The organism is Danxiaibacter flavus (genome assembly GCF_041060425.1).
Lineage (GTDB): Bacteria > Bacteroidota > Bacteroidia > Chitinophagales > Chitinophagaceae > Danxiaibacter > Danxiaibacter flavus.
Genome location: NZ_JAULBC010000004.1, coordinates 71567 through 91652, shown reverse-complemented (window position 1 = coordinate 91652; position 20086 = coordinate 71567). Strand labels below are relative to the sequence as shown.

The 20086-nt window shown below is 40.7% G+C and carries 13 protein-coding genes; 8 read left to right on the top strand and 5 right to left on the bottom strand.

Annotated elements, in window-relative coordinates; translation table 11 throughout:
• The first annotated feature begins 4 nt into the window (after positions 1-4).
• Positions 5-862, top strand: a complete 858-nt coding sequence (rfbA, locus tag QTN47_RS13125; RefSeq protein ID WP_369329843.1) for a glucose-1-phosphate thymidylyltransferase RfbA — start codon at positions 5-7, stop codon at positions 860-862.
• A gap of 136 nt (positions 863-998) precedes the next feature.
• Here rfbA and QTN47_RS13120 read toward each other — a convergent pair whose 3' ends face one another.
• Entirely contained in the window at positions 999-2672 is a 1674-nt protein-coding gene (locus QTN47_RS13120; protein ID WP_369329842.1) for a M28 family metallopeptidase, read from the bottom strand.
• Between the two features lie 163 nt (positions 2673-2835).
• On the opposite strand from QTN47_RS13120, the gene QTN47_RS13115 reads away from it, so the two are divergent.
• Together QTN47_RS13115 and QTN47_RS13110 are read left to right on the top strand one after the other, a co-directional pair.
• Positions 2836-3741 carry a DUF72 domain-containing protein gene (locus QTN47_RS13115; protein WP_369329841.1) on the top strand — a complete coding sequence of 302 codons (906 nt, stop codon included), beginning with the start codon at positions 2836-2838 and terminating at the stop codon, positions 3739-3741.
• Positions 3742-3998: 257 nt separating this feature from the next.
• Positions 3999-6455: a TonB-dependent receptor domain-containing protein gene (locus QTN47_RS13110; RefSeq protein WP_369329840.1), complete on the top strand. Its 2457-nt coding sequence runs from the start codon at positions 3999-4001 to the stop codon at positions 6453-6455.
• 381 nt (positions 6456-6836) lie between these two features.
• On the opposite strand, the gene QTN47_RS13105 is transcribed toward QTN47_RS13110, so the two are convergent.
• Entirely contained in the window at positions 6837-8738 is a 1902-nt protein-coding gene (locus QTN47_RS13105; RefSeq protein WP_369329839.1) for a RecQ family ATP-dependent DNA helicase, read from the bottom strand.
• 313 nt (positions 8739-9051) lie between these two features.
• Positions 9052-11172 (bottom strand): heavy metal translocating P-type ATPase, encoded by a 2121-nt coding sequence (locus QTN47_RS13100; protein WP_369329838.1) that lies wholly within the window; start codon positions 11170-11172, stop codon positions 9052-9054.
• Positions 11173-12074: 902 nt separating this feature from the next.
• Between QTN47_RS13100 and tsaE the strand changes: the two genes are divergently transcribed.
• Positions 12075-12488, top strand: a complete 414-nt coding sequence (gene tsaE / locus QTN47_RS13095; protein ID WP_369329837.1) for a tRNA (adenosine(37)-N6)-threonylcarbamoyltransferase complex ATPase subunit type 1 TsaE — start codon at positions 12075-12077, stop codon at positions 12486-12488.
• A gap of 71 nt (positions 12489-12559) precedes the next feature.
• Positions 12560-13774: an alanine dehydrogenase gene (locus QTN47_RS13090; RefSeq protein ID WP_369329836.1), complete on the top strand. Its 1215-nt coding sequence runs from the start codon at positions 12560-12562 to the stop codon at positions 13772-13774.
• Positions 13775-14031: 257 nt separating this feature from the next.
• On the opposite strand, the gene QTN47_RS13085 is transcribed toward QTN47_RS13090, so the two are convergent.
• Positions 14032-14643 (bottom strand): ABC transporter ATP-binding protein, encoded by a 612-nt coding sequence (locus QTN47_RS13085; protein ID WP_369329835.1) that lies wholly within the window; start codon positions 14641-14643, stop codon positions 14032-14034.
• A 486-nt stretch (positions 14644-15129) separates the two neighbouring features.
• Here QTN47_RS13085 and ubiE point away from each other — a divergent pair, with 486 nt between their 5' ends.
• Both ubiE and porT read left to right on the top strand, forming a co-directional pair.
• Entirely contained in the window at positions 15130-15873 is a 744-nt protein-coding gene (gene ubiE, locus QTN47_RS13080; protein WP_369329834.1) for a bifunctional demethylmenaquinone methyltransferase/2-methoxy-6-polyprenyl-1,4-benzoquinol methylase UbiE, read from the top strand.
• Between the two features lie 5 nt (positions 15874-15878).
• A complete protein-coding gene (porT, locus tag QTN47_RS13075) occupies positions 15879-16565 on the top strand; it encodes a type IX secretion/gliding motility protein PorT/SprT (protein ID WP_369329833.1) in 687 nt (228 codons plus the stop codon).
• A 419-nt stretch (positions 16566-16984) separates the two neighbouring features.
• On the opposite strand, the gene QTN47_RS13070 is transcribed toward porT, so the two are convergent.
• A complete protein-coding gene (locus QTN47_RS13070) occupies positions 16985-18673 on the bottom strand; it encodes a hypothetical protein (RefSeq protein WP_369329832.1) in 1689 nt (562 codons plus the stop codon).
• A gap of 23 nt (positions 18674-18696) precedes the next feature.
• On the opposite strand from QTN47_RS13070, the gene QTN47_RS13065 reads away from it, so the two are divergent.
• Positions 18697-20034 carry a dihydroorotase gene (locus tag QTN47_RS13065; RefSeq protein WP_369329831.1) on the top strand — a complete coding sequence of 446 codons (1338 nt, stop codon included), beginning with the start codon at positions 18697-18699 and terminating at the stop codon, positions 20032-20034.
• Positions 20035-20086: the final 52 nt, after the last annotated feature.

Sequence of the window (20086 nt, the reverse complement as noted above, 5' to 3'; positions counted from 1 at the left end):
TAACATGAAAGGAATTATTCTTGCGGGAGGATCAGGCACAAGACTCTATCCAATTACAAAGGGAATTAGTAAACAGCTTATGCCGATCTATGATAAGCCGATGATATATTACCCGTTGTCTATTCTAATGTTGGCTGGCATAAAAGATGTTCTGATAATCACGACTCCCGAAGATTCTGATCAGTTTCAAAGGCTTCTTGGCAATGGTTCGGCAATAGGATGTTCTTTTTCTTATGCGGTACAGGAAAAACCCAATGGCCTCGCTCAGGCATTTGTTATAGGAGAGGAGTTTATCGGGAAAGATAAAGTAGCACTAATACTCGGCGATAACATCTTCTACGGCTCAGGTTTTAGCAAGTTAGTCCAATCATTTAACGATGTTAATGGGGCTGCCATCTTCGCATATGAAGTTCTCGATCCAGAGAGGTACGGTGTTGTTGAGTTTGATAAGGATTTCAAGGCATTATCTATCGAAGAGAAACCAGCTCAGCCCAAAAGCAGCTACGCTGTCCCCGGTCTGTATTTTTACGATAATTCAGTAGTGGAAATCGCCAAAAATATCCAACCCTCTCCGCGAGGTGAATATGAAATCACCGATGTAAACCGTGTTTACCTGCAACAAGGAAAACTTAATGTAGGTGTAATGAATCGTGGTGTCGCCTGGTTAGATACTGGCACATTTGATTCTTTAAGTGACGCCTGCGAATTTGTGCGTGTTATAGAAAAGCGCCAGGGACAAAAAATTGGTTGCATTGAAGAAGTGGCCTACAGAATGGGTTTCATTAATCACGAACAACTAATGCAGCAAGCTAAATTGTATGAGAAAAGTGGTTACGGCGAATACTTGAAAAGAATAAAGTAAACAGTAATAGTTAATAAAAAAGTCCATTCAATTTCCAAAATTGAATGGACTTTTTGTTTTATAAACATTCCAAATGTGTGCGGACATTCGTTTTTAGACAAATCTTGGCTCAAAGCTCATAGCTGAAAGCTAATAGCTATTTCCCCATCATCTCCTCCCTCAACTTCCTAAACTCACTTCCCTTTTTCCACTCCGGAAATTTGCTATCTGAATCAATTTTCACTCCCACTTTAAACAACAGCTGTAGGTCATCAATTGCTCCTTCCAAATTCCATGAAGGATTGTATTCATCTGAGGGACGATGGTAACGTTTTTCGGTGTATTCATCGTTCATCTTCTGGCCATATTCTTTTCCTTTACCGACTACGTCAATGCCGCTTTCAAGATAGAGAGCCGGAACGCCCACTTTTGCAAAGTTGAAATGATCACTACGGTAATAATAGCCGGCTTCGGGATGCGTTTCATAGGAGATATACCTGTCAACTTTTTGGGCTTCATCTTTCAAAATATCTTCAAGATCAGATTGGCCCTGGCCAACGACAATGATATCTTTTGTTTTACCGTATGAATTCAATCCGTCCATATTAATATTCGCAAGCGTTTTATTCAGCGGATAAACCGGGTTTTGTGCATACCAGGCGGAACCCCAAAGTCCTTGTTCCTCGGCTGTTACAGCGAGGAATACGATCGTGCGTTCCGGTTGCAATTTCTTAAACGCGCGGCCAAGTTCAAGTAAACCGGCAGTTGCGCTCGCGTTGTCCAAAGCGCCGTTGTAAATAGAATCACCCTTTTCGTCAGGTCTGTCAACGCCCAGGTGATCCCAGTGAGCGGTATAGATAATATATTCATCAGGATGTTTAGAACCGGTGATCTTGCCAATTACATTGTGGGATTTGTTGTAAACCGTTTTAACCTGCATGCTGGTTGACAACTTAACTGGCAATGGAACGGGCTTAAATCCGCGTACATCCGCTTTTGCCAGTAAGCTGGAATCCTGACCGGAAGCTGTCAACAGTTTTTTTGCCGCATCGCCGGAAACCCATCCTATAACATCACACAATTTTTCAGTTTTGCCACGGTTGTCCAGGCGCAATCTTGATGTGTTCCAATTATTCTGAACAACACTGAACGGATAGCTTGCGCCAACTGTGTTGTGCACGATCAGGCATCCTTTAGCTCCCTGGCGGCCGGCCTCTTCGAATTTGTATGTCCAGCGGCCATAGTAGGTCATCGTCTTTCCTTTAAATAAAGTGGAATCGCCGGAGGCAAATCCGGGGTCGTTCACCAGAACCAGCACTATCTTTCCTTTTACGTCTAACCCCGCATAATCATTCCAGTTGTATTCAGGGGCCACAACGCCGTATCCTGCAAAAACAACTTCATTGCTGTTTAGTGTAATCAGGGAATCTGTTTTGTCGGTCCACATTACATAGTCGTCAAATCCTTTTAACTGGAATTTTCCCTTGGGTGACTGCACTTCCATTGTTGGAGCAGCTTTGGTAGTGATATTCACCATCGGGACTTCCTGCAGAAAACTATTTCCATTTCCAGGCTCAAGGCCGAGGGATGCAAATTCTTTTTGCAGATAGTCAATTGTTTTTGTTTCCCCGGTAGTAAATGGTTTTCTACCCATAAACTCATCAGACGCCAAAGTCTTGATGTGTTGAGCAAGGCTGTCTTTACTAAAGGCTGACAAGGCTGTTTCTTCGTTAGCAGCGTTTTTTGGCTGGCAGGAAGATAATAAGGCTATGCCCACACTTAAAGTCAGGAGTTTAAAATCAGCAGGTTGGAAAAACAATGATTTGCGCATACGTATAATTGTATTTCATTTAAAATCTATGGAGCATATTATTCCTGGGCGTGTTTATAGTTAAAACAAACCTCTTTAAATATGCTAACTGCAACAATTGCAACGGAAAAGATACTAAAAAAATCTACTTTTATATTTACTTGTAGACTATAAAATATGGGTTATGGAATTTGGTAGAGTTGACGAAAACGAATTAAACAGCATAGATTTTTCATTGCCGGCAGAACCTGCTTTCAACAAAAAAGTACTGAAAGGAAAGCCGTTGAAAAATCCCAAAGTTTACCTCGGCTGTGCAAAATGGGGACGGCTTGAATGGGTGGGTAAAATATATCCAAAGGGCACGAAGGAAAAAGATTTTCTGGAGCATTATGTTCAGCACTACAACAGTATTGAGCTTAACGCAACTCACTATAAAATATATGGTCCTGCAGGAATAGCCAAGTGGGCTGAAAAGGCTAAGGGAAAAGATTTTGTTTTTTGTCCGAAGATGTACCAGGGCGTTACACATCGTGGAAGTCTGAAGGGAAAGGACTTTGTAACGACCGAATTTCTACGTGGTATCGTGGCTTTCGGCGAGCACCTGGGGCCGGTTTTTGTGCAGGTAAGTGATACTTTCAGCCCGAAGAGAAAGGATGAATTGTTTGAGTTTTTGCGGTCATTACCAACAGATGTCCAGTTTTTTCTAGAAGTGCGTCACCCGGATTGGTTTGAAAAAGAGGAAGTTCGCGATGAATTGTTTGAAACATTGCGCAGCATAAACATGGGGGCCGTTATTACCGACACTGCAGGCCGTCGTGATTGTGCGCACATGCATTTACCAATATCCAAAGCTTTTATCCGCTATGTCGGAAACAGCCTTCATGATACCGATTATACACGTATGACCGAATGGACAAACCGGATTAAATACTGGCTGGATCATGGTCTGCATGAAGTGTATTTCTTCATGCACATGCATGACGAAGCGACTTCTCCCGAGCTTACCATAGATATCGTAGATAAATTGAACAAAGCTTGCGGCTTGCATTTAATCAAGCCCAAATTTGTAGAATCACCTACACTGTTTTAAGCTACTGTAAGTCAATTAAATAATCATTTTAACCGGAGGTCATGTTCTTCAACATATCTCCGGTTTTTCATTCGCACATTTTCTCATTCGCACATCCGCACATTTTCCCATTTGCACATCTGCACACATTATCAATTCTCAATTTTCAATTCTCCATTAACTGGTCGCCTTCTTTCCTTCCTATTTGCCGTTCCTCTACAAATCATTTCTTTTTGTAACCATAATAACTGCACCTTTGCCCGCTTATTTATACAACTATGAGAAAATTATTCATCCTTTTAACCTGCCTTATAATTTCGATTGTGTCGTTTGCACAGGACCTGACGGGAACTGTGAAAGATGCAGACGGAAAACCCATTACTAATGCGAGTGTATCATTACTTAACGCAAAAGATTCTTCTGTAATAAAACTCGCAGTAACTGACAAGGAAGGACATTATCAGTTTAAATCAATTAAAACAGCTTCTTATTTATTGAATGTTTCGTTTGTTGGTTATAAACCGAAATATACTTCTGTGAAAGAGACTGCCGGTAAGGAAAATGTTACCGTTCCTGCAATCGTGCTTGAAAAAGCGGCGGCCGATCTTGCAACTGTAACTATTACGGCCCGCAAGCCGATGATTGAAGTAAAAGCAGACAAAACCATTTTGAATGTTGAAAATAACATTAATGCAGTAGGTAACGATGCGCTTGAATTATTAAAGAAATCCCCGGGTGTACTTGTCGATAAAGACGATAACATCAGCCTTAGCGGAAAAAATGGTGTTCAGATTTTTATCGACGGCAAGCCATCACCGTTAACCGGGAGTGATCTGGCTAATTATCTTAAATCTTTACAGTCTTCTCAAATTGAAGCGATAGAGCTCATTACCAATCCTTCAGCTAAATATGAAGCAGCAGGTAATGGTGGTATCATCAATATCAAATTGAAAAAGAACAAGTCGTTCGGAACCAATGGTTCTATCAATGCAGGATATAATCTCGGTACTTATCCAAAGTATAATGCAGGTGTTTCATTAAATCACCGCAACAAGAAAATTAACCTGTTTGGCAATTACAACTATAACGATGGTACTTATGAGAATAACATGTATATGCATCGTGAGCAGTTGGACACTTTGTTTAACGGACATACCGTAATGACGAATAAAAATAAGACACACGGATTTAAAGCCGGCGCTGATTATTTCCTGGACAGCAAAAACACAGTGGGTGTAATGGTTAACGGTAACCTGGGCAACTACAGTTTTGATAATGTTAGCACAACGCCTATCTCTTATATTCCTACAGGTGTCGTTGACAGAATATTGGTGGCCAATAACACCAGTTCAAGCAAACGCGATAATGTGAACTTTAATGCTAACTACCGTTTTGCAGATACCAGCGGCCATGAATTAAACGTTGATGGTGATTATGGTTTTTACCATATCAAAAGCAATCAGCTGCAACCAAACACTTATTATAAGCCGGATGGAACAACAATTATAAATCAGTACGTATATAACATGATTGCTCCAACGGATATTAACATTTATTCATTGAAGGCTGACTATGAACAGAACCTGAAGAAGGGCCGTTTAGGGTTAGGAGGTAAAGTGTCTTATGTGAATAGCGATAACGATTTTCAGCGTTATGATGTGTACTCTTCTTCTAAAATAATGGATACTTTACGTAGCAATGCATTCAGATATACAGAAAATATAAATGCACTGTATGCCAACTATAACAGGCAGTTCAAAGGATTTATGATCCAGGCTGGTTTGCGTGTTGAAAATACTGTATCCGAAGGTCGTTCCAACGGCTACAAATGGGAGAACGAATATGTAAGATATGATTCTGCATTCAACAGAAATTATACAGATTTCTTTCCGAGTGCCGCGGTTACATTCAACAAAAATCCAATGAACCAGTGGAGCGTTTCTTATAGCAGAAGAATAGACAGGCCTGCTTACCAGGACTTAAATCCATTTGAATTTAAACTGGATGAATATACTTTCCAGAAAGGTAATACACAGCTTAGGCCACAGTACACAAACAGTATCGCTGTTACAAACACGTTTAAGTACTTTTTAACCACTACGTTGAACTATAGCCATGTAAGCGATGTATTTTCACAAATAATAGACACGGCTGAAAAATCAAAAGCGTTCATCAGCAAGAAGAATCTTGCTGATCAGGATATTGTTAGTTTGAATATCAGTATGCCTTTCCAATACAAATGGTATAGCATGTTTACAAACGTAAATACTTACTATACACATTATGCCGCAAATTTTGGAGAAGGCAGAACCATTAACCTGGATGCATTTGCTGTAAACCTGTATTCTCAGCAAACATTCAAAGTGAGCAAAAAAACAACAATGGAATTGTCGGGCTTTTATGCATCTCCCTCTATCTACCAGGGAACATTTAAAAGCAAGGCAATGTGGAGTATAGATGGCGGCGTTTCTCAGCAGCTATTCAAAGGAAAAGTAGTAGCGAAAGCGACTGTTACGGACATCTTCCATACAATGAAATGGGGAGGAACAAGCAACTTTGCGGGACAGTATATTAAGGCAAACGGAAATTGGGAGAGCAGGCAGCTCCGCATTAACCTGACTTACCGTTTTGGAAACAACCAGGTTAAAGCTGCAAGACAACGTAAAACTGCCGCAGATGATGAAGGCAAACGTGTGGGTGGTGGTAATTCAGGTGGTGGAGGCGGAATCCAGTAATACCAAGGATTTAGATGATTTATTGGATTTGTGGGATTTACATTGCTGAGTTAGGAAGCTGAAAGCTAATAGCTGATAGCTCATAGCTACAAGGAGTTTCTGCATGATGAATAAAAAGGTCCGGAGGAAGCGATTTCTTCGGGCTTTTTAATTTGGATAGGGATTCTTGACCAGGATTTGTGGGATTAGGGGATTGATTGGATTTTTTATGTGGAGATACTAGATTGGTCATAAAAGGAAGTTGATGATCTATGAACATTGAATTTTAAAAGAGATTTCTATTGGGTAGCATAAAGCATCAAGCCTGTAGTCGATTGCCTTGGTGAGAATGCTGACGGCTGAAAGCTGATAGCTAATAGCTAGTAGCTGACAGCCGATAGCTCACAGCTTCCTCACTATTCCCACATCACTTATCTTGATTTTGCTTTCGGATTGAAGAAAATTAAGTACCTGCCATATTTTATCTTTTGAGACATCACGGAATTGGGCAATTAATGTGTTGACCGGCATTTCATTTGCATCTAAGTGCATAAATATGCGATCCGCTATGTTCTTCATTTCGGTTGATATGAGTTCCGTATTTTTTTTGTGCAGGCAATTATCACAAACCCCACAATCACTGATATCAGTGTCGCCGAAATACCGGGCGATGTATGTACTCCGGCAATCTTTTCTTAACCTGATGTAAGAAAGCATTGCCTGAACTCTCTCTTCATATTGCTTTTTGCGTAGAAGATAGTTTCTTTGATCTATGTAGAGAAATTCAGCAGGCGCGCGATTGGTAATGAAATTTAATTGAGGAGTATCTTTTTGCGGCAAGTATTCAATAATGCCAAATGCCTGCAGTTGTTTTAAATCTTTAAAAACCCTCTCTAGTGGAAGTCTTGCAAGTTTGGCTATTTGTTTTTCGAACACTGATACGCGGTTGTCATAAATGCCCTGGTATGTTCGCAGCAGGCATTTCATCACAGGTTCAAGATCCGGGTGAGCGTTTTCAAAATCTTCAAGCAGAGCTTTTGGAGCAGTGAATACCACTTTGGATGGTAAAAAAATCGTCTCATTAAAAGACACATAACCTTCCTGTTCCAATACTTTCAAAACATTGATAACGAGTTGGGGCTCCAGCTTGAAGTTCCGGATAAACTCATTCAGATCGAAATCGTAAAAATTGCCTTCTCCAATACCAACCGGTACCTGTAAAAAATCTGCCAGCGCCTGGTAAACTTTCTTGATGGAATAGATGTCAGGATACTTCACATCGGGCATGGCCTCTAGTGTTGTTATATCTTCAGACTGGTAAAGTAAAACAGCATAAGACCTCTTACCATCTCTTCCTGCACGCCCTGCTTCCTGGTAATAGTTTTCAAGGCAATCAGGGGAATCATAATGTATTACAGTACGAACATCTGGTTTGTCAATGCCCATACCAAAGGCATTTGTACAAACCATCACCCGTGTTTTATTCCGCTGCCATGCATCTTGTTTTGTAGCCCGTTCTTCTTGTGTAAGACCGGCATGATAATGATCTGCGGAAATGCTGGCCATTTGAAGTAACAGTGCAACATCCCGTGTTAACTTCCTGCTCTTGCAATACACAATTGACGAACCGCCTACATTCGTTAAGATCTCCTGTAGTTTATTGATCTTACTGTCAACTTTAAAAACACTGTAAGAGATATTCGGACGAATAAAAGACTGCCTAAAAGTAGAAACCTCTTTCAGCAGAAGTTTATCAATAATGTCTTTTTCAACCAGGGGCGTCGCAGAAGCCGTAACGGCAAGGATAGGTACGTTGGGCAGCTCGTGCCTTAAGGCTGCAATTCGCAGATAAGGTGGCCGAAAATCATATCCCCATTGCGAGATGCAATGCGCTTCGTCAACAGCAATGAGGTTGACAGACATATCGGCAAGGTATTCTTTAAAAACAGCGGTTTCAAGACGTTCCGGCGAGACATATAAAAAGCGAATGTTTTCGTCAACGGCATCTTCCAGCGTCTTTTGTACTTCATAAAAAGTCATGCCGCTGTAGATCGCTGCAGCAGTAATATCGCGGCTCAATAAATTAGCTACCTGATCCTTCATTAAAGCAATTAATGGGCTGATCACCAGGCAAACGCCATCCATCATTAATGCAGGAACCTGGTAGCAAATAGATTTGCCCCCGCCTGTTGGCAACAGCGCAAGTGTATCGTTTCCTAGCAGAACATTTTCTATAATGTCCTTTTGCCGGCCACGAAACGCATTGTAACCCCAATATTGTTGCAGTATTTCTTCAGGATGCATGAAGGGCAAAGGTAAATGAGAATGGGGGAATGCGAGAATTTGTGAATGTGCAAATGGGCGGATGTGCGAATGTGCAAATGTGCAACTGAGAGGATGTGCAAATGCCTGACGGCATATGTTTAAAAAGGCGCGAATGTATCAATTGGGAAGCCCGGTAATTTATTGTTCCTTCATTCGCATATTCGCACATTTCCTCATTTGCACATTTGCGTAACGGCATCTGTTTAAAAAGGCGCGAATGTATCAATTAGCAAACGGAGTAATTTGCGGCCCTTCATTCGCATATTCGCACATTTCCTCATTTGCACATTTATTAAACTTTTTTCCAGTTTAATCTGACTGAATTAACAGCCAACACAACATCACTCATACCCATAACCAATGCACCGAAAGTTGGGCTAAGGAAACCGAGCGCCGCTACAGGAATAGCGACAATATTATAAGCGAATGCCCAGAACAGGTTTTGTTTGATTGTGACGTAAGTGTGTTTACCTAAACCAAGTGATAACGGCAGATTTTTTAATCCGTGATTCATCAACACCACCTGTGCACTTTGCATGGCAACCTGTGTTGCATCACTCAAAGAAATTCCTACAGTTGCTTTAGCAAGCGCCGGTGCATCGTTAATGCCATCGCCAACCATAGCAGTAGGGGCTTCCGCATTAAATGCCGCAACCTTTTCTAATTTTTGTGCAGGCGTTTGTTCTGCAATTACTTCATCTATGCCTAGCTGTTTTGCCACAGCATCACATTTTTCTTTTTTATCGCCGCTCAGTAAAATGGTTGTAATATTTCTTGCATGTAATGCGCTAACCACTTGTTTAGCTTCAGGTCTCAATTCATCAGCCACATCTATCCAGCCAATCAGCTCGTTATTTTTTATAATATATACACTTCGTTGGTGATCGTTGAGGTAATTTTCAGCGACTTTAAATGAACCTGCAACGTAGTTGTTCCCTTCTTTATCAGTCGCTTTCATGCCAAGTCCTTTGACTTCTTCAATGGAAGCCCAGCTGATCTCGTCCTTTACCTTCCATTCTTTGGCTATTGCTTTTCCGACGGGGTGATTTGAATAACGTTCAAGTGAATAAGCGATGCGTTTAAAAGCATTATCGTCAATATCACTGCTAAGCAATTTATATTCAGTAATCGTAAATTGACCGGTTGTTAACGTACCCGTCTTATCGAAGACAACTTGTTTAATATTTTTAAATATTTCCAGGCTTTTTGCATTCTTGAACAATACGCCATTTTTTGCCGCTCTGCCCAAACCAACAGCTATCGCGGCAGGGGTTGCCAATCCCATCGCGCAGGGACAGGCAATAACCAGCACTGCTATCGCGCGCATCAGACTTGTTGCAAAATCGTGGTGCCCGTATGATAAATTTAATGTGAAAGTGATAAGCGAAATAATCAGAACACTCGGAACAAATACCGCACTTATCTGGTCAGCAAGCTGCTGTACGGGAGGTTTTTCTGCCTGCGCTTCCTTTACCATTTTTAAAATGTTGCTCATTACAGTATCCTCACCAACTGCGGTAACATACGCTTTAATCGTTCCGCTTTCCAATATACTTCCACCGATCAGGCGGTCGTTCATTTTTTTGTCAACGGGAGCACTTTCTCCTGTTATGATTGATTCATTCATACTTGCATCACCCCATAAAATCTTGCAATCCATCGGCACGTGTTCCCCGGTTTTTACCAGAATAAGATCCCCAACTTTGAGGCTGGTACTTTCAACCGGAAAAATATGTTCATTGTGCTGATCGTCGTATGCAATCATATTAGCCATGATCTTTTGTGACACGGCTAATTTTCTTAATGCCGCCTGCGTGGTTTCCACAGATTTATCCTCAAGCCAGTTACCCAGGAATACCAGCGTAAGAATCGTTGCTGCAGTTTCAAAAAACATGTATTTTTCTGATTGTCCGATGATCAATCCGTAAAGACTGTAACCAAACGCTGCAGTGGCACCCAGCGCAATAAGCACGTTCATATTCGGAATACCTTTCCAAAGGCTCCTTATCGCACTCCGCCCAAAGAAATCCATTCCAACTATATACACTGGAATTGTTAAAGCCAGTTGTACATACGGGTTCATTAGAAAATGAATATGAAACGGCAAAATATGGTTGAGGAATAAGGGGATGGTAAAAATCAGGCAAAATACAAAACGCTGAAAGTGGTTTTTAAATAATCTCTTTTTTCGTGGTATTGCCAGTTTTTCGTCCGAAACCACGTGGTATCCCAGTCCTTCAATTCCTGTAGCTATATCTTTTTTTGTAGATTTTCCGTTCAGATCAAAACTCACATCACCGCCAATAAAATTCACTTTCACATTATTGGCGCCTTTTTCCTCCAGGTATTTATGAACCGTCAATGCGCAATTTGTGCAGCTCATCCCTTCAACCTTCCAGCTAACTTTTTCCATAAAATGTGGTTTAATTCCAATTGCGAAATTAAATCACTCCAAAAAAGCTATGGACCTATACACGGAATATCTTTATTACGTCGTTGCAAAACAATTATTTTTTTAGGGATTAATGCAGCATGGTAGCAAAAAAGGTCAATAGTGAATGGTCAATAGTGAAAGAGGCGAGAGCGTTTTTTTTCATAGACTCTCTAAATCCGGATCATCTTTTACTTTCTCAAAATACAATCCTGCCAATCCCCTAATCCCAAAAATCCCGGTCCAGACAAAATTTGGAAGATTAATGCGGCATGGTGACAAAAAGTAAAACGTGAATAAAATGAAGTCAATAGTGAATAGTCAATAGTGAAAGAGGCTAGAGCGTTTATCTTCACACTCTTGTTAAATCCCGATCATTTTTTTCATTTCTCAATAAATCCAATCCCGCTAATCCCCTAATCCCAAAAATCCCGGTCCCGACAAAATTTGGAAGATTAATGCAGCATGGTAACAAAAAGTAAATCGTGATTGGTCAACAGTGAATAAAATGAAGTCAATAGTGAATGGTCAATAGTGAAAGAGGCGAGAGCGTTTTTTTTCACAGACTCTCTAAATCCGGATCATCTTTTACTTTCTCAAAATACAATCCTGCCAATCCCCTAATCCCAAAAATCCCGGTCCCGACAAAATTTCGTAAATCGTGATTGGTGAATAAAATGAAGTCAATAGTGAATAGTCAATAGTGAAAGAGGCGAGAGCGTTTATCTTCACACTCTTGTTAAATCCCGATCATCTTTTTCTTTCTCAATAAATGCAATCCTGCCAATCCCCTAATCCCAAAAATCCCGGTCCAGACAAAATCCTGGTCCAGACAAAATCCTGGTCCAACAAAAAAATCCCCGTCCAAATCGTACGTTTGCCAAATGGACATACAGTTCAACCTATCAACAATCAAAGAAGCAGTACAAAGCTTGTGGAACGCAGGCAAGGACACCAAAGTATGGGTTTTTCATGGCGAAATGGGAGCTGGTAAAACAACGGTTATTCATGCGCTTTGTGAGCAGCTTGGTGTTAAGCAAGCTATTAGCAGTCCTACGTTTGCCATCATCAATGAATATAATAGTCCCATAGCGGGTGCCATTTATCATATGGATTGGTATCGCATGCGCGACGAAGAAGAAGCTATCCAGGCAGGTATTGAAGACTGTTTGTTGAGCGGGAATTATTGTTTTGTTGAATGGCCGGAAAAAGCAGAAAATATTCTACCTGAAAAAGTATTCAATGTTTACCTGAAAGCGACCGACCATGAAAACAGGTTGCTGACAGTGAATGCCTAATTCGTTTCGATGTTCGGTTTAATTGATTAATTTTAACCGTTAATGCAATATATCAATTATTTATAATTCTAATGGCTACGTCGAAACCAATCATCAGTTCCTCTTTCAGTTACGAGACTTTAGAAGAAAAACTAGATATTAAGCCACAGGGAGCGAGACTACATATAGGATTGCCCAAAGAAACAGCATTTAATGAAAACCGTGTAGCGTTGATCCCCGAAGCTGTAAGTGTGCTGGTTAATAATGGTCACGAGGTAATAGTTGAAACGAAAGCCGGCGACGGAAGTAAATATACTGATAAGGATTTTAGCGAAGCCGGGGCCAGAATTGTTTCCGACAAATCAGCGGTGTTTAAAGCACCTATTTTAATAAAAAGTGCGCCGGTGCTGGATGAGGATCTGCCACACCTGCAGATGAATCAAACCATCATTTCTCCCATACATATCTCTGTTTTAAAGAAGAATTTTATTGAGAAGATGATGGAGAAACGTATTACTGCAATTGGGTTTGAAAACCTGAAAGATGACAGTGGTACCTATCCCATCGTTAGAAGTATGAGTGAAATTGCAGGTAGCGCCGTTATGCTAATAGCTGGTCAGTACCTGGGCAGCCCGAATAACGGAAAAGGCGTGTTGCTGGGAGGTATTAGCGGTATTCCGCCAACTAAAGTCATCATTATCGGTGCTGGTGTTGTAGGCGAATTTGCAACGAGAACAGCATTGGCCCTTGGTGCATCTGTTAAAGTGTTTGATAACAACGTGTATCGGCTGAAACGCCTTCAAAATAATTTGGGTGTACGTGTCTGGACTAGTGTAATCGAACCAAAGATTCTGGCGAAACAGCTAAAGACCTGTGAAGTAGCTGTGGGAGCATTGAGTAATGAAAATGGTCGTAGCCCGATTGTTGTTACAGAGGAAATGGTAATGGCAATGCGTTCCGGAAGTGTGATTATCGATGTAAGCATTGATCGTGGCGGATGTTTTGAAACAAGCGAGATAACTACGCATGAACATCCCACATTTGAAAAACATGGTGTAATTCATTATTGCGTTCCCAATATTCCAAGTGGTTTTGCGCGTACGGCCAGCCACGCCATCAGCAATGTACTAATGCCTTTGCTGCTGGATGCAAGTAGCACCGGCGGTTTTGATGAAATGGTCTGGCACAATTTCAATATGCGTAATGGTGTATACCTCTACAAAGGATATCTTACCAATTTTTACATCAGTCAGCGCTTTGATCTGAAGTTTACAGATTTGAATTTACTGATAGCGAGCAGGAGGTGAGGAGCTGTCAGCTGTTAGCTATCAGCTTTCGGCTAGTGAAGAATATTCTGCCTCGATATTTTGTTCGCTAATCTGTGATAACACCGTCGTTAATTTGTCAATTGTTCTAAAATTGAAGACGATTGAAAGTCATGGCAGTCATTGCACTAGCCCGCTTGAAAAATATCATTAAAAGAAATTGCTGAAAAACCTGCTAATCATTTGTCAACAGTTTCAAAATTGAGCCGAGCTGATAGCTGAAAGCTGATAGCTCACAGCTATTTATGCTCCATTATTGAAATCACTTTTTCGCAGAAATTATATTCGTTGATATCATTACTACTAACTACCACGAGCTTATTTTGACAATATTCTTTAATAAGGTTGTGATACAGCTCGTAACCCATCGTATCCAGGTTGGTGCAGGGTTCATCCAGAAGTAATATAGGCGCGCTTGCAAAAATGGCCTGGGCCAGTTTCACGCGTTGTTTCATACCGCTGCTATAGAAGCGGATCTGTTTGTCTGCTGCATGCGACAGGCCAATAATTTCAAGAATGTCTTTTATGCTTGTACCATTTAGTGGCTTGAATGTCTGATGGAAATGAAGAAATTCAGACGCAGTCATTTCTTCTATTATCTCAAGATACGGTGCAGCAATGGAAACATATTTGTGAACTTCCTCATGAGGTAACGCAGCATGCTGCTGCCAGTTTATCTTACCGCTGCTGGGGGACATACTGCCCGAAAGCACCTGTAATAATGTACTTTTTCCGCTGCCATTCGGTCCGGTTATCGCATATCGTTGTCCTTCTTTGAATGTGATGGTTAGGTTGCGGAAGATCCAGTCCCGGTTAAATCGTTTGCCCGCGTTGTCTAAGATTATTTCCATGCGGGGCAAAGGTAACTAGGAATCGAGGGATTTCGGACCGGGATTTTTGTCTGGACCGCGATTTTTGGGATTAGGGGATTGATGGATTTTAATTTTAGTACAAAAAATTTGCGACGGCTCTTTTAGGTTAGCCAGTAATAGTTTTACGCTTTAGGCTTTGGGCTTTAAGCTGACATGTCTTATGCGGCACCCTTAGGATTATTGGAATTGGGATTTTTTGTCTGGACCGGGATTTTTGGGATTAGGGGATTGATGGATTTAATTTTTAGTCAAAATATTGGTGACAGCTTTTCGGGTTAGCCAGTAATAGTTTTAAGCTTTGAGCTTTAGGCTTTAAGCTCACATCCCTTTATGCCTTACTCCTCACGCCTTACACCTCACTCCCTACGTAGGCTTTAAGCTTTGGGCTTTAGGCTTGTTTTCTTACACCTCACTCCAGGGTTTTCGCTTCAAGCTTTGCCCGCCCTTCACTATCTTTGCCACCCTATGGTTAAATATGCACATGACGAGATAGTTCCCAACCGTGACAGTGGACTGGATAAAAAGCAGCAGGTTGCCAAAATGTTTGACAGCATAGCCTTCAAATATGATTTCCTCAACCGCTTTCTGAGTGTTGGAATTGACGTTTCGTGGCGCAAAAATGCCATCGACCAGCTAAAAAGTCTTCAACCCAAAAGAGTGCTTGATGTGGCAACAGGGACCGGGGATGTGGCTATTATGACGTATAAACGTCTTCATCCGGAAAAAATAACAGGGATAGATATTTCCGACGGAATGCTGGAAGTTGGGAGACAAAAGGTTGAGAAACTGGGACTTTCGAAGTTTATAACACTCCACAACGGTGACAGCGAAACAATAAACTATCCTGATAATTCGTTTGATGCCATAACCGTTGCGTTTGGCGTTCGAAATTTTGAAAATCTTGAAAAAGGTTTGAAGGAAATGTTAAGGGTGTTAAAGCCGGGTGGAAAGTTGGTTGTACTGGAATTTTCTAGACCTAAACAAACCGGGTTTAAAAGTATTTACAAGCTATACATGAATATTGTTGCTCCGGGTGTTGGTAAGTTCTTTTCTAAAAACAAGGACGCCTACCAATACCTGAATGATTCTGTTCAGGCTTTTCCTGAAAGAGAAGATTTTATTCGCATCATGAGCAGCCTGGGCTATACCGACACATACTTCAAGCCGCTTAGTTTAGGAATATGTTGTATTTATTGCGGAAGCAAATAGTTTTGATGTTGTTAGGGTGCACTATTGTGCTTTCTGCGTTTGCGCAACCCGAATTGAACAGACCCAATCACGACTATGCCAGGTATTATTTTGGGATGAGTATTGCCTATAACAGGTCATCTCTGCATACTTCAAAGTCTACTACCTTTCTTCAAAACGATAGTATAATGCGTGTTGAGCCCGGAGCAAGCGGCGGCATTGGGCTTGGTCTGCTGGCTACTTTAAAGCTTAATAAGCGATTTGAAATGCGCGCCAATCCTCAATTGATCATCGGAGGCTCCAAATATTTTACTTACTGGTTAAAGAACCGACTGCCGGGCGAAGACTCCGTTACAACTAAAATACTACCATCCACTATCGTAAGCATGCCGCTGCAATTCAAGTTTAACAGCGATCGTATTCAAAACTTTCGTGTATATGTGATGGCTGGTGTTAAATATGATATTGACCTGGCGAGTAATTCCGCCGCGCGTAATGCAGAAGACCTGGTTAAACTAAAGAAATCAGATTTCGGTATTGAGGCGGGTATAGGATTTAATTTCTTTCTACGCTTTGTTACACTGTCTCCTGAAATTAAGTTCAGCAACGGTTTATCAAATATTCACAGCCGGGATCCATCGCTGAAGTATTCAAATGTTTTGGATAAGCTTCAATCGAGGATGATAGTGTTTACGATTAACCTGGAGGATTAAGAAGCTGTGAGCTATCAGCTATCAGCTATCAGCAGTTAATCGAAGCTTCGTGAGATCTGGCAAATGAATAAGGATAATAATCCGATCGCTTTATAAATAAAAAACCTACAACAAAAATTGTAGGTTTTTTTTATAACAGAATTGGTTTTAATAGCCAATTTATGAATTCGAAATGCCAGGTTCAAAGCTGATATTTACGATTAACCTGGAAGAGTAGGAAGCTGTGAGCTATCCGCTTTCAGCTGTCAGCAGTTAGTCGAAGCATCTGAAATCAGGCAAATGAATAATCATTCGATCCGCGTTATAAATAAAAAACCTACAATTTTTGTTGTAGGTTTTTTATTTACGAGAATTGATTTTAATAACCAATTTATGAATTTGAAGTGCCGGGCTCAAAGCTGATAGCTAATAGCTCACAGCTAAAAATTAAATTCCCGTCGCGCCATATTTACCCTGAAACCAAATGAGTAGAAGAATACGTTAGACTTCGGCATATCCTTTACATTATATGTCCTATATGTTCCGTTAAAATCGATGAACATGTTTTCAAATATTTCGTACGACGCATTCAGCGTAGCTGTTGTGCTGTAAACAGGTGTGCCTGTTCCGATGAAAAAGCCTTTGTCGCGCGGACGTGTGTTGTAATCAAGGAAGATGTTGCTTCCAAAGTTTAAGCCCGCTGAATCAAGGCCCTGTAAGTAAGTGATCAGTTTTCCCTGTAAATACAATTTCGGTATTGGCTGATATTTCGCAAGAAATACAAGTTCTCTTGCGTTTGCGCCTAATGGATGCGCCAATGGCTGATTGTAGTTAGAAAAGCTTCCAACACTGTCATAATGCGTATAAACATATGGACGTATAAAATTAACTTCTCCCTGTAAATCCAGGTTCTTCACGCCCAATGCATCAATGTATTTAGCACCCAGCTGTAAGGCCTGTTTGTTGCGCCAATCACCATCTTTATAATTAACAACCTCTTTGGCAACAAACTCATTGATCAATAATTGCCCGTAGAACTGAACATTTCTTGGTGCGTTCACTTTAAAGTTAAAACCAATGGAAGCTTTGTCCGGGCTACCTGCCTGTTGTTCAGCAGATCGCAGGAATATTACGGGGTTCAGATAGCTTAATTCATATCCGTTAGATCTTCCAAACATGATATTTTCATACAAGCCGAAATTCAACCATTTAAAGGCCTGAAAGCTCAGATGATGTAATGTCATGTATTTAACTGGTAAAACCTGGTCGGTTCCGCGTGGGTAAGCAGATATCAATTGGGTGAAGAGGTTTTCGTATTCCAGTTTCCAAACCCGGGTTTTAATGCGCAGGAAAAGATAATTGCTGCTGAAATCACTTAAGAACAAACTACGGTAGCCATCACCAATAAAAGGCTTATCATACCCAAAAACAAAATCAAAATACTTACCTGCATTGAAAGTAATGCCGCCGGTTGCATTCAGGTAATCATAACCGTTCGTGTTGTAGTATTTGTAGTAACCAACGCCGGGTAACGCTGAAAATTTCTTTTCAAAGTCTCTAACGTAAGCAGGGTCCCGCTCCTGGTTATCTGCAATGGTGGTCCAGAAGCCAATTCTATCATCAATATTACCTCTTATTACAAGCCCGCGTGTATTGGTAAAAATGCTGCCGGTTCCATCATTTGCATTGCCATATTGCAGGTTAAGCAGTGGATTCACCATTAGCTTGAAATCTTTCGTATTTACCGCAAAAAGCGCTGCGGGTGTTTTATAGAAAGTCTTGAGAACAGGTTTTTTCAATTTGAAAGAATCGTAGTAATTCTCTGCCCATTCAGCATTATTCATTAACAACCGCTGCATGTTGTATCTGTCTATTTCGGATAATGGAACAGCAAGTGCACCCGCTTTGTCAAGAGAATCCAGCTCTAATACGCGCTTGGTTACACTTTTTCTATTGTAAGGTTTAAAAGTGGTGAAACCGAGAACAGAATCATTTCTAAGCTTAATGTCCAGTCTGTCCAGCAATTGATATTGCTTGTTATTAAGATCTATATAATCCGATTGTGCAAAAATCTTCACACTGCTAATGATGATTAAAGAAAGAATCGTCCATGATTTCCTAACTTGCATAAATTACTATAATAAGGATTAATATGAGTTATATAATTAAGAACATTAATATTGTCGGCGAAGGTAAAATTATTCATGGTGATGTTTGTATAAAGAATGGAATAATTGAAAAGATCGCGCCAATCATAGAAAATGTGGAAAAATTGCGGGAGATAGATGGTGAAGGCCAATACCTGATGCCTGGTGCCATTGATGACCAGGTGCATTTCCGCGAACCGGGATTAACTCATAAAGCCAATATTTATACAGAAGCGAAAGCTGCTGTAGCAGGCGGTGTTACCAGTTTTATGGAAATGCCTAACACTGTTCCGCCCACTTTTACGCATGAATTACTCGAAGAAAAATACAATATAGCTTCACAAACTTCCCTGGCCAACTATTCCTTTTACATGGGAACGTCAAATGATAATATTGATGAAGTATTGAGGACGAATGACAAGAAAAATGATGTGTGCGGTGTAAAAATGTTCATGGGTTCATCAACTGGCAATTTGTTGGTGGATAGTCCGCTGATGTTAGATAAAGTGTTTGGTGGCGTTGAATTGCTGATTGCCACACATTGTGAAGAGGAACCTATTATTAAAGCCAATCTTGCAAAACTCAAAAGTGAGAAAGCTGTTTTAGAGCCTGCTGATCACCCGATCATCCGTAATGAAGAAGCCTGTTTTGAATCTTCTCTTAAAGCGATTCAATTCGCAAAAAAATACGGCACACGCCTGCACATTTTGCATATATCCACAGAAAAAGAACTTCAGCTATTCACTAACATGATTCCATTGGAGGATAAAAGGATTACGGCTGAGGTATGTGTGCACCACTTACACTTTACAGCAGATGATTACGCGAGACTTGGCAACCAGATTAAATGCAATCCTGCGATAAAAGATGCACATCATAAGCCTGCATTATGGAATGCATTGTTGGATGACAGGCTGGATGTTATTGCTACAGATCACGCGCCTCACACCTGGGCAGAAAAAGACGAGCCGTATGAGAAAGCGCATGCTGGCCTTCCATTGGTTCAGCATTCGCTGTTACTGATGCTGCATTATGTGAAGGAGGGTAAGATCTCTATTGAGAAGGTAGCCGAAAAAATGAGTCACGCAGTGGCAAGATGTTTCCAAATTAAAAACAGGGGCTTTATACGTGAAGGTTATTTTGCAGATTTGGTTATGGTAGATATGAACAAGCCTTTCACCGTTTCTAAAGAAAATTTACTTTACAAATGCGGATGGAGCCCACTCGAGGGCTTTACATTTCCGGCATCTGTAACAAATACTTTTGTAAATGGCCATTTGGTTTATGGAAATGGCGTGTTTGATGAATCTAAGAAAGGACAACGATTAAAATTTGACAGATAGACGGGGTGGACCCGGATCATTGAGAGGAAATACAGTAAATTCAGTTTTGTTT

Coding starts and splice junctions, on each gene's coding strand:
- rfbA (WP_369329843.1), top strand. CDS start 5: ATGAAAGGAATTATTCTTGCGGGAGGATCAGGCACAAGACTCTATCCA.
- QTN47_RS13120 (WP_369329842.1), bottom strand. CDS start 2,672: ATGCGCAAATCATTGTTTTTCCAACCTGCTGATTTTAAACTCCTGACT.
- QTN47_RS13115 (WP_369329841.1), top strand. CDS start 2,836: ATGGAATTTGGTAGAGTTGACGAAAACGAATTAAACAGCATAGATTTT.
- QTN47_RS13110 (WP_369329840.1), top strand. CDS start 3,999: ATGAGAAAATTATTCATCCTTTTAACCTGCCTTATAATTTCGATTGTG.
- QTN47_RS13105 (WP_369329839.1), bottom strand. CDS start 8,738: ATGCATCCTGAAGAAATACTGCAACAATATTGGGGTTACAATGCGTTT.
- QTN47_RS13100 (WP_369329838.1), bottom strand. CDS start 11,172: ATGGAAAAAGTTAGCTGGAAGGTTGAAGGGATGAGCTGCACAAATTGC.
- tsaE (WP_369329837.1), top strand. CDS start 12,075: ATGGACATACAGTTCAACCTATCAACAATCAAAGAAGCAGTACAAAGC.
- QTN47_RS13090 (WP_369329836.1), top strand. CDS start 12,560: ATGGCTACGTCGAAACCAATCATCAGTTCCTCTTTCAGTTACGAGACT.
- QTN47_RS13085 (WP_369329835.1), bottom strand. CDS start 14,643: ATGGAAATAATCTTAGACAACGCGGGCAAACGATTTAACCGGGACTGG.
- ubiE (WP_369329834.1), top strand. CDS start 15,130: ATGGTTAAATATGCACATGACGAGATAGTTCCCAACCGTGACAGTGGA.
- porT (WP_369329833.1), top strand. CDS start 15,879: ATGTTGTTAGGGTGCACTATTGTGCTTTCTGCGTTTGCGCAACCCGAA.
- QTN47_RS13070 (WP_369329832.1), bottom strand. CDS start 18,673: ATGCAAGTTAGGAAATCATGGACGATTCTTTCTTTAATCATCATTAGC.
- QTN47_RS13065 (WP_369329831.1), top strand. CDS start 18,697: ATGAGTTATATAATTAAGAACATTAATATTGTCGGCGAAGGTAAAATT.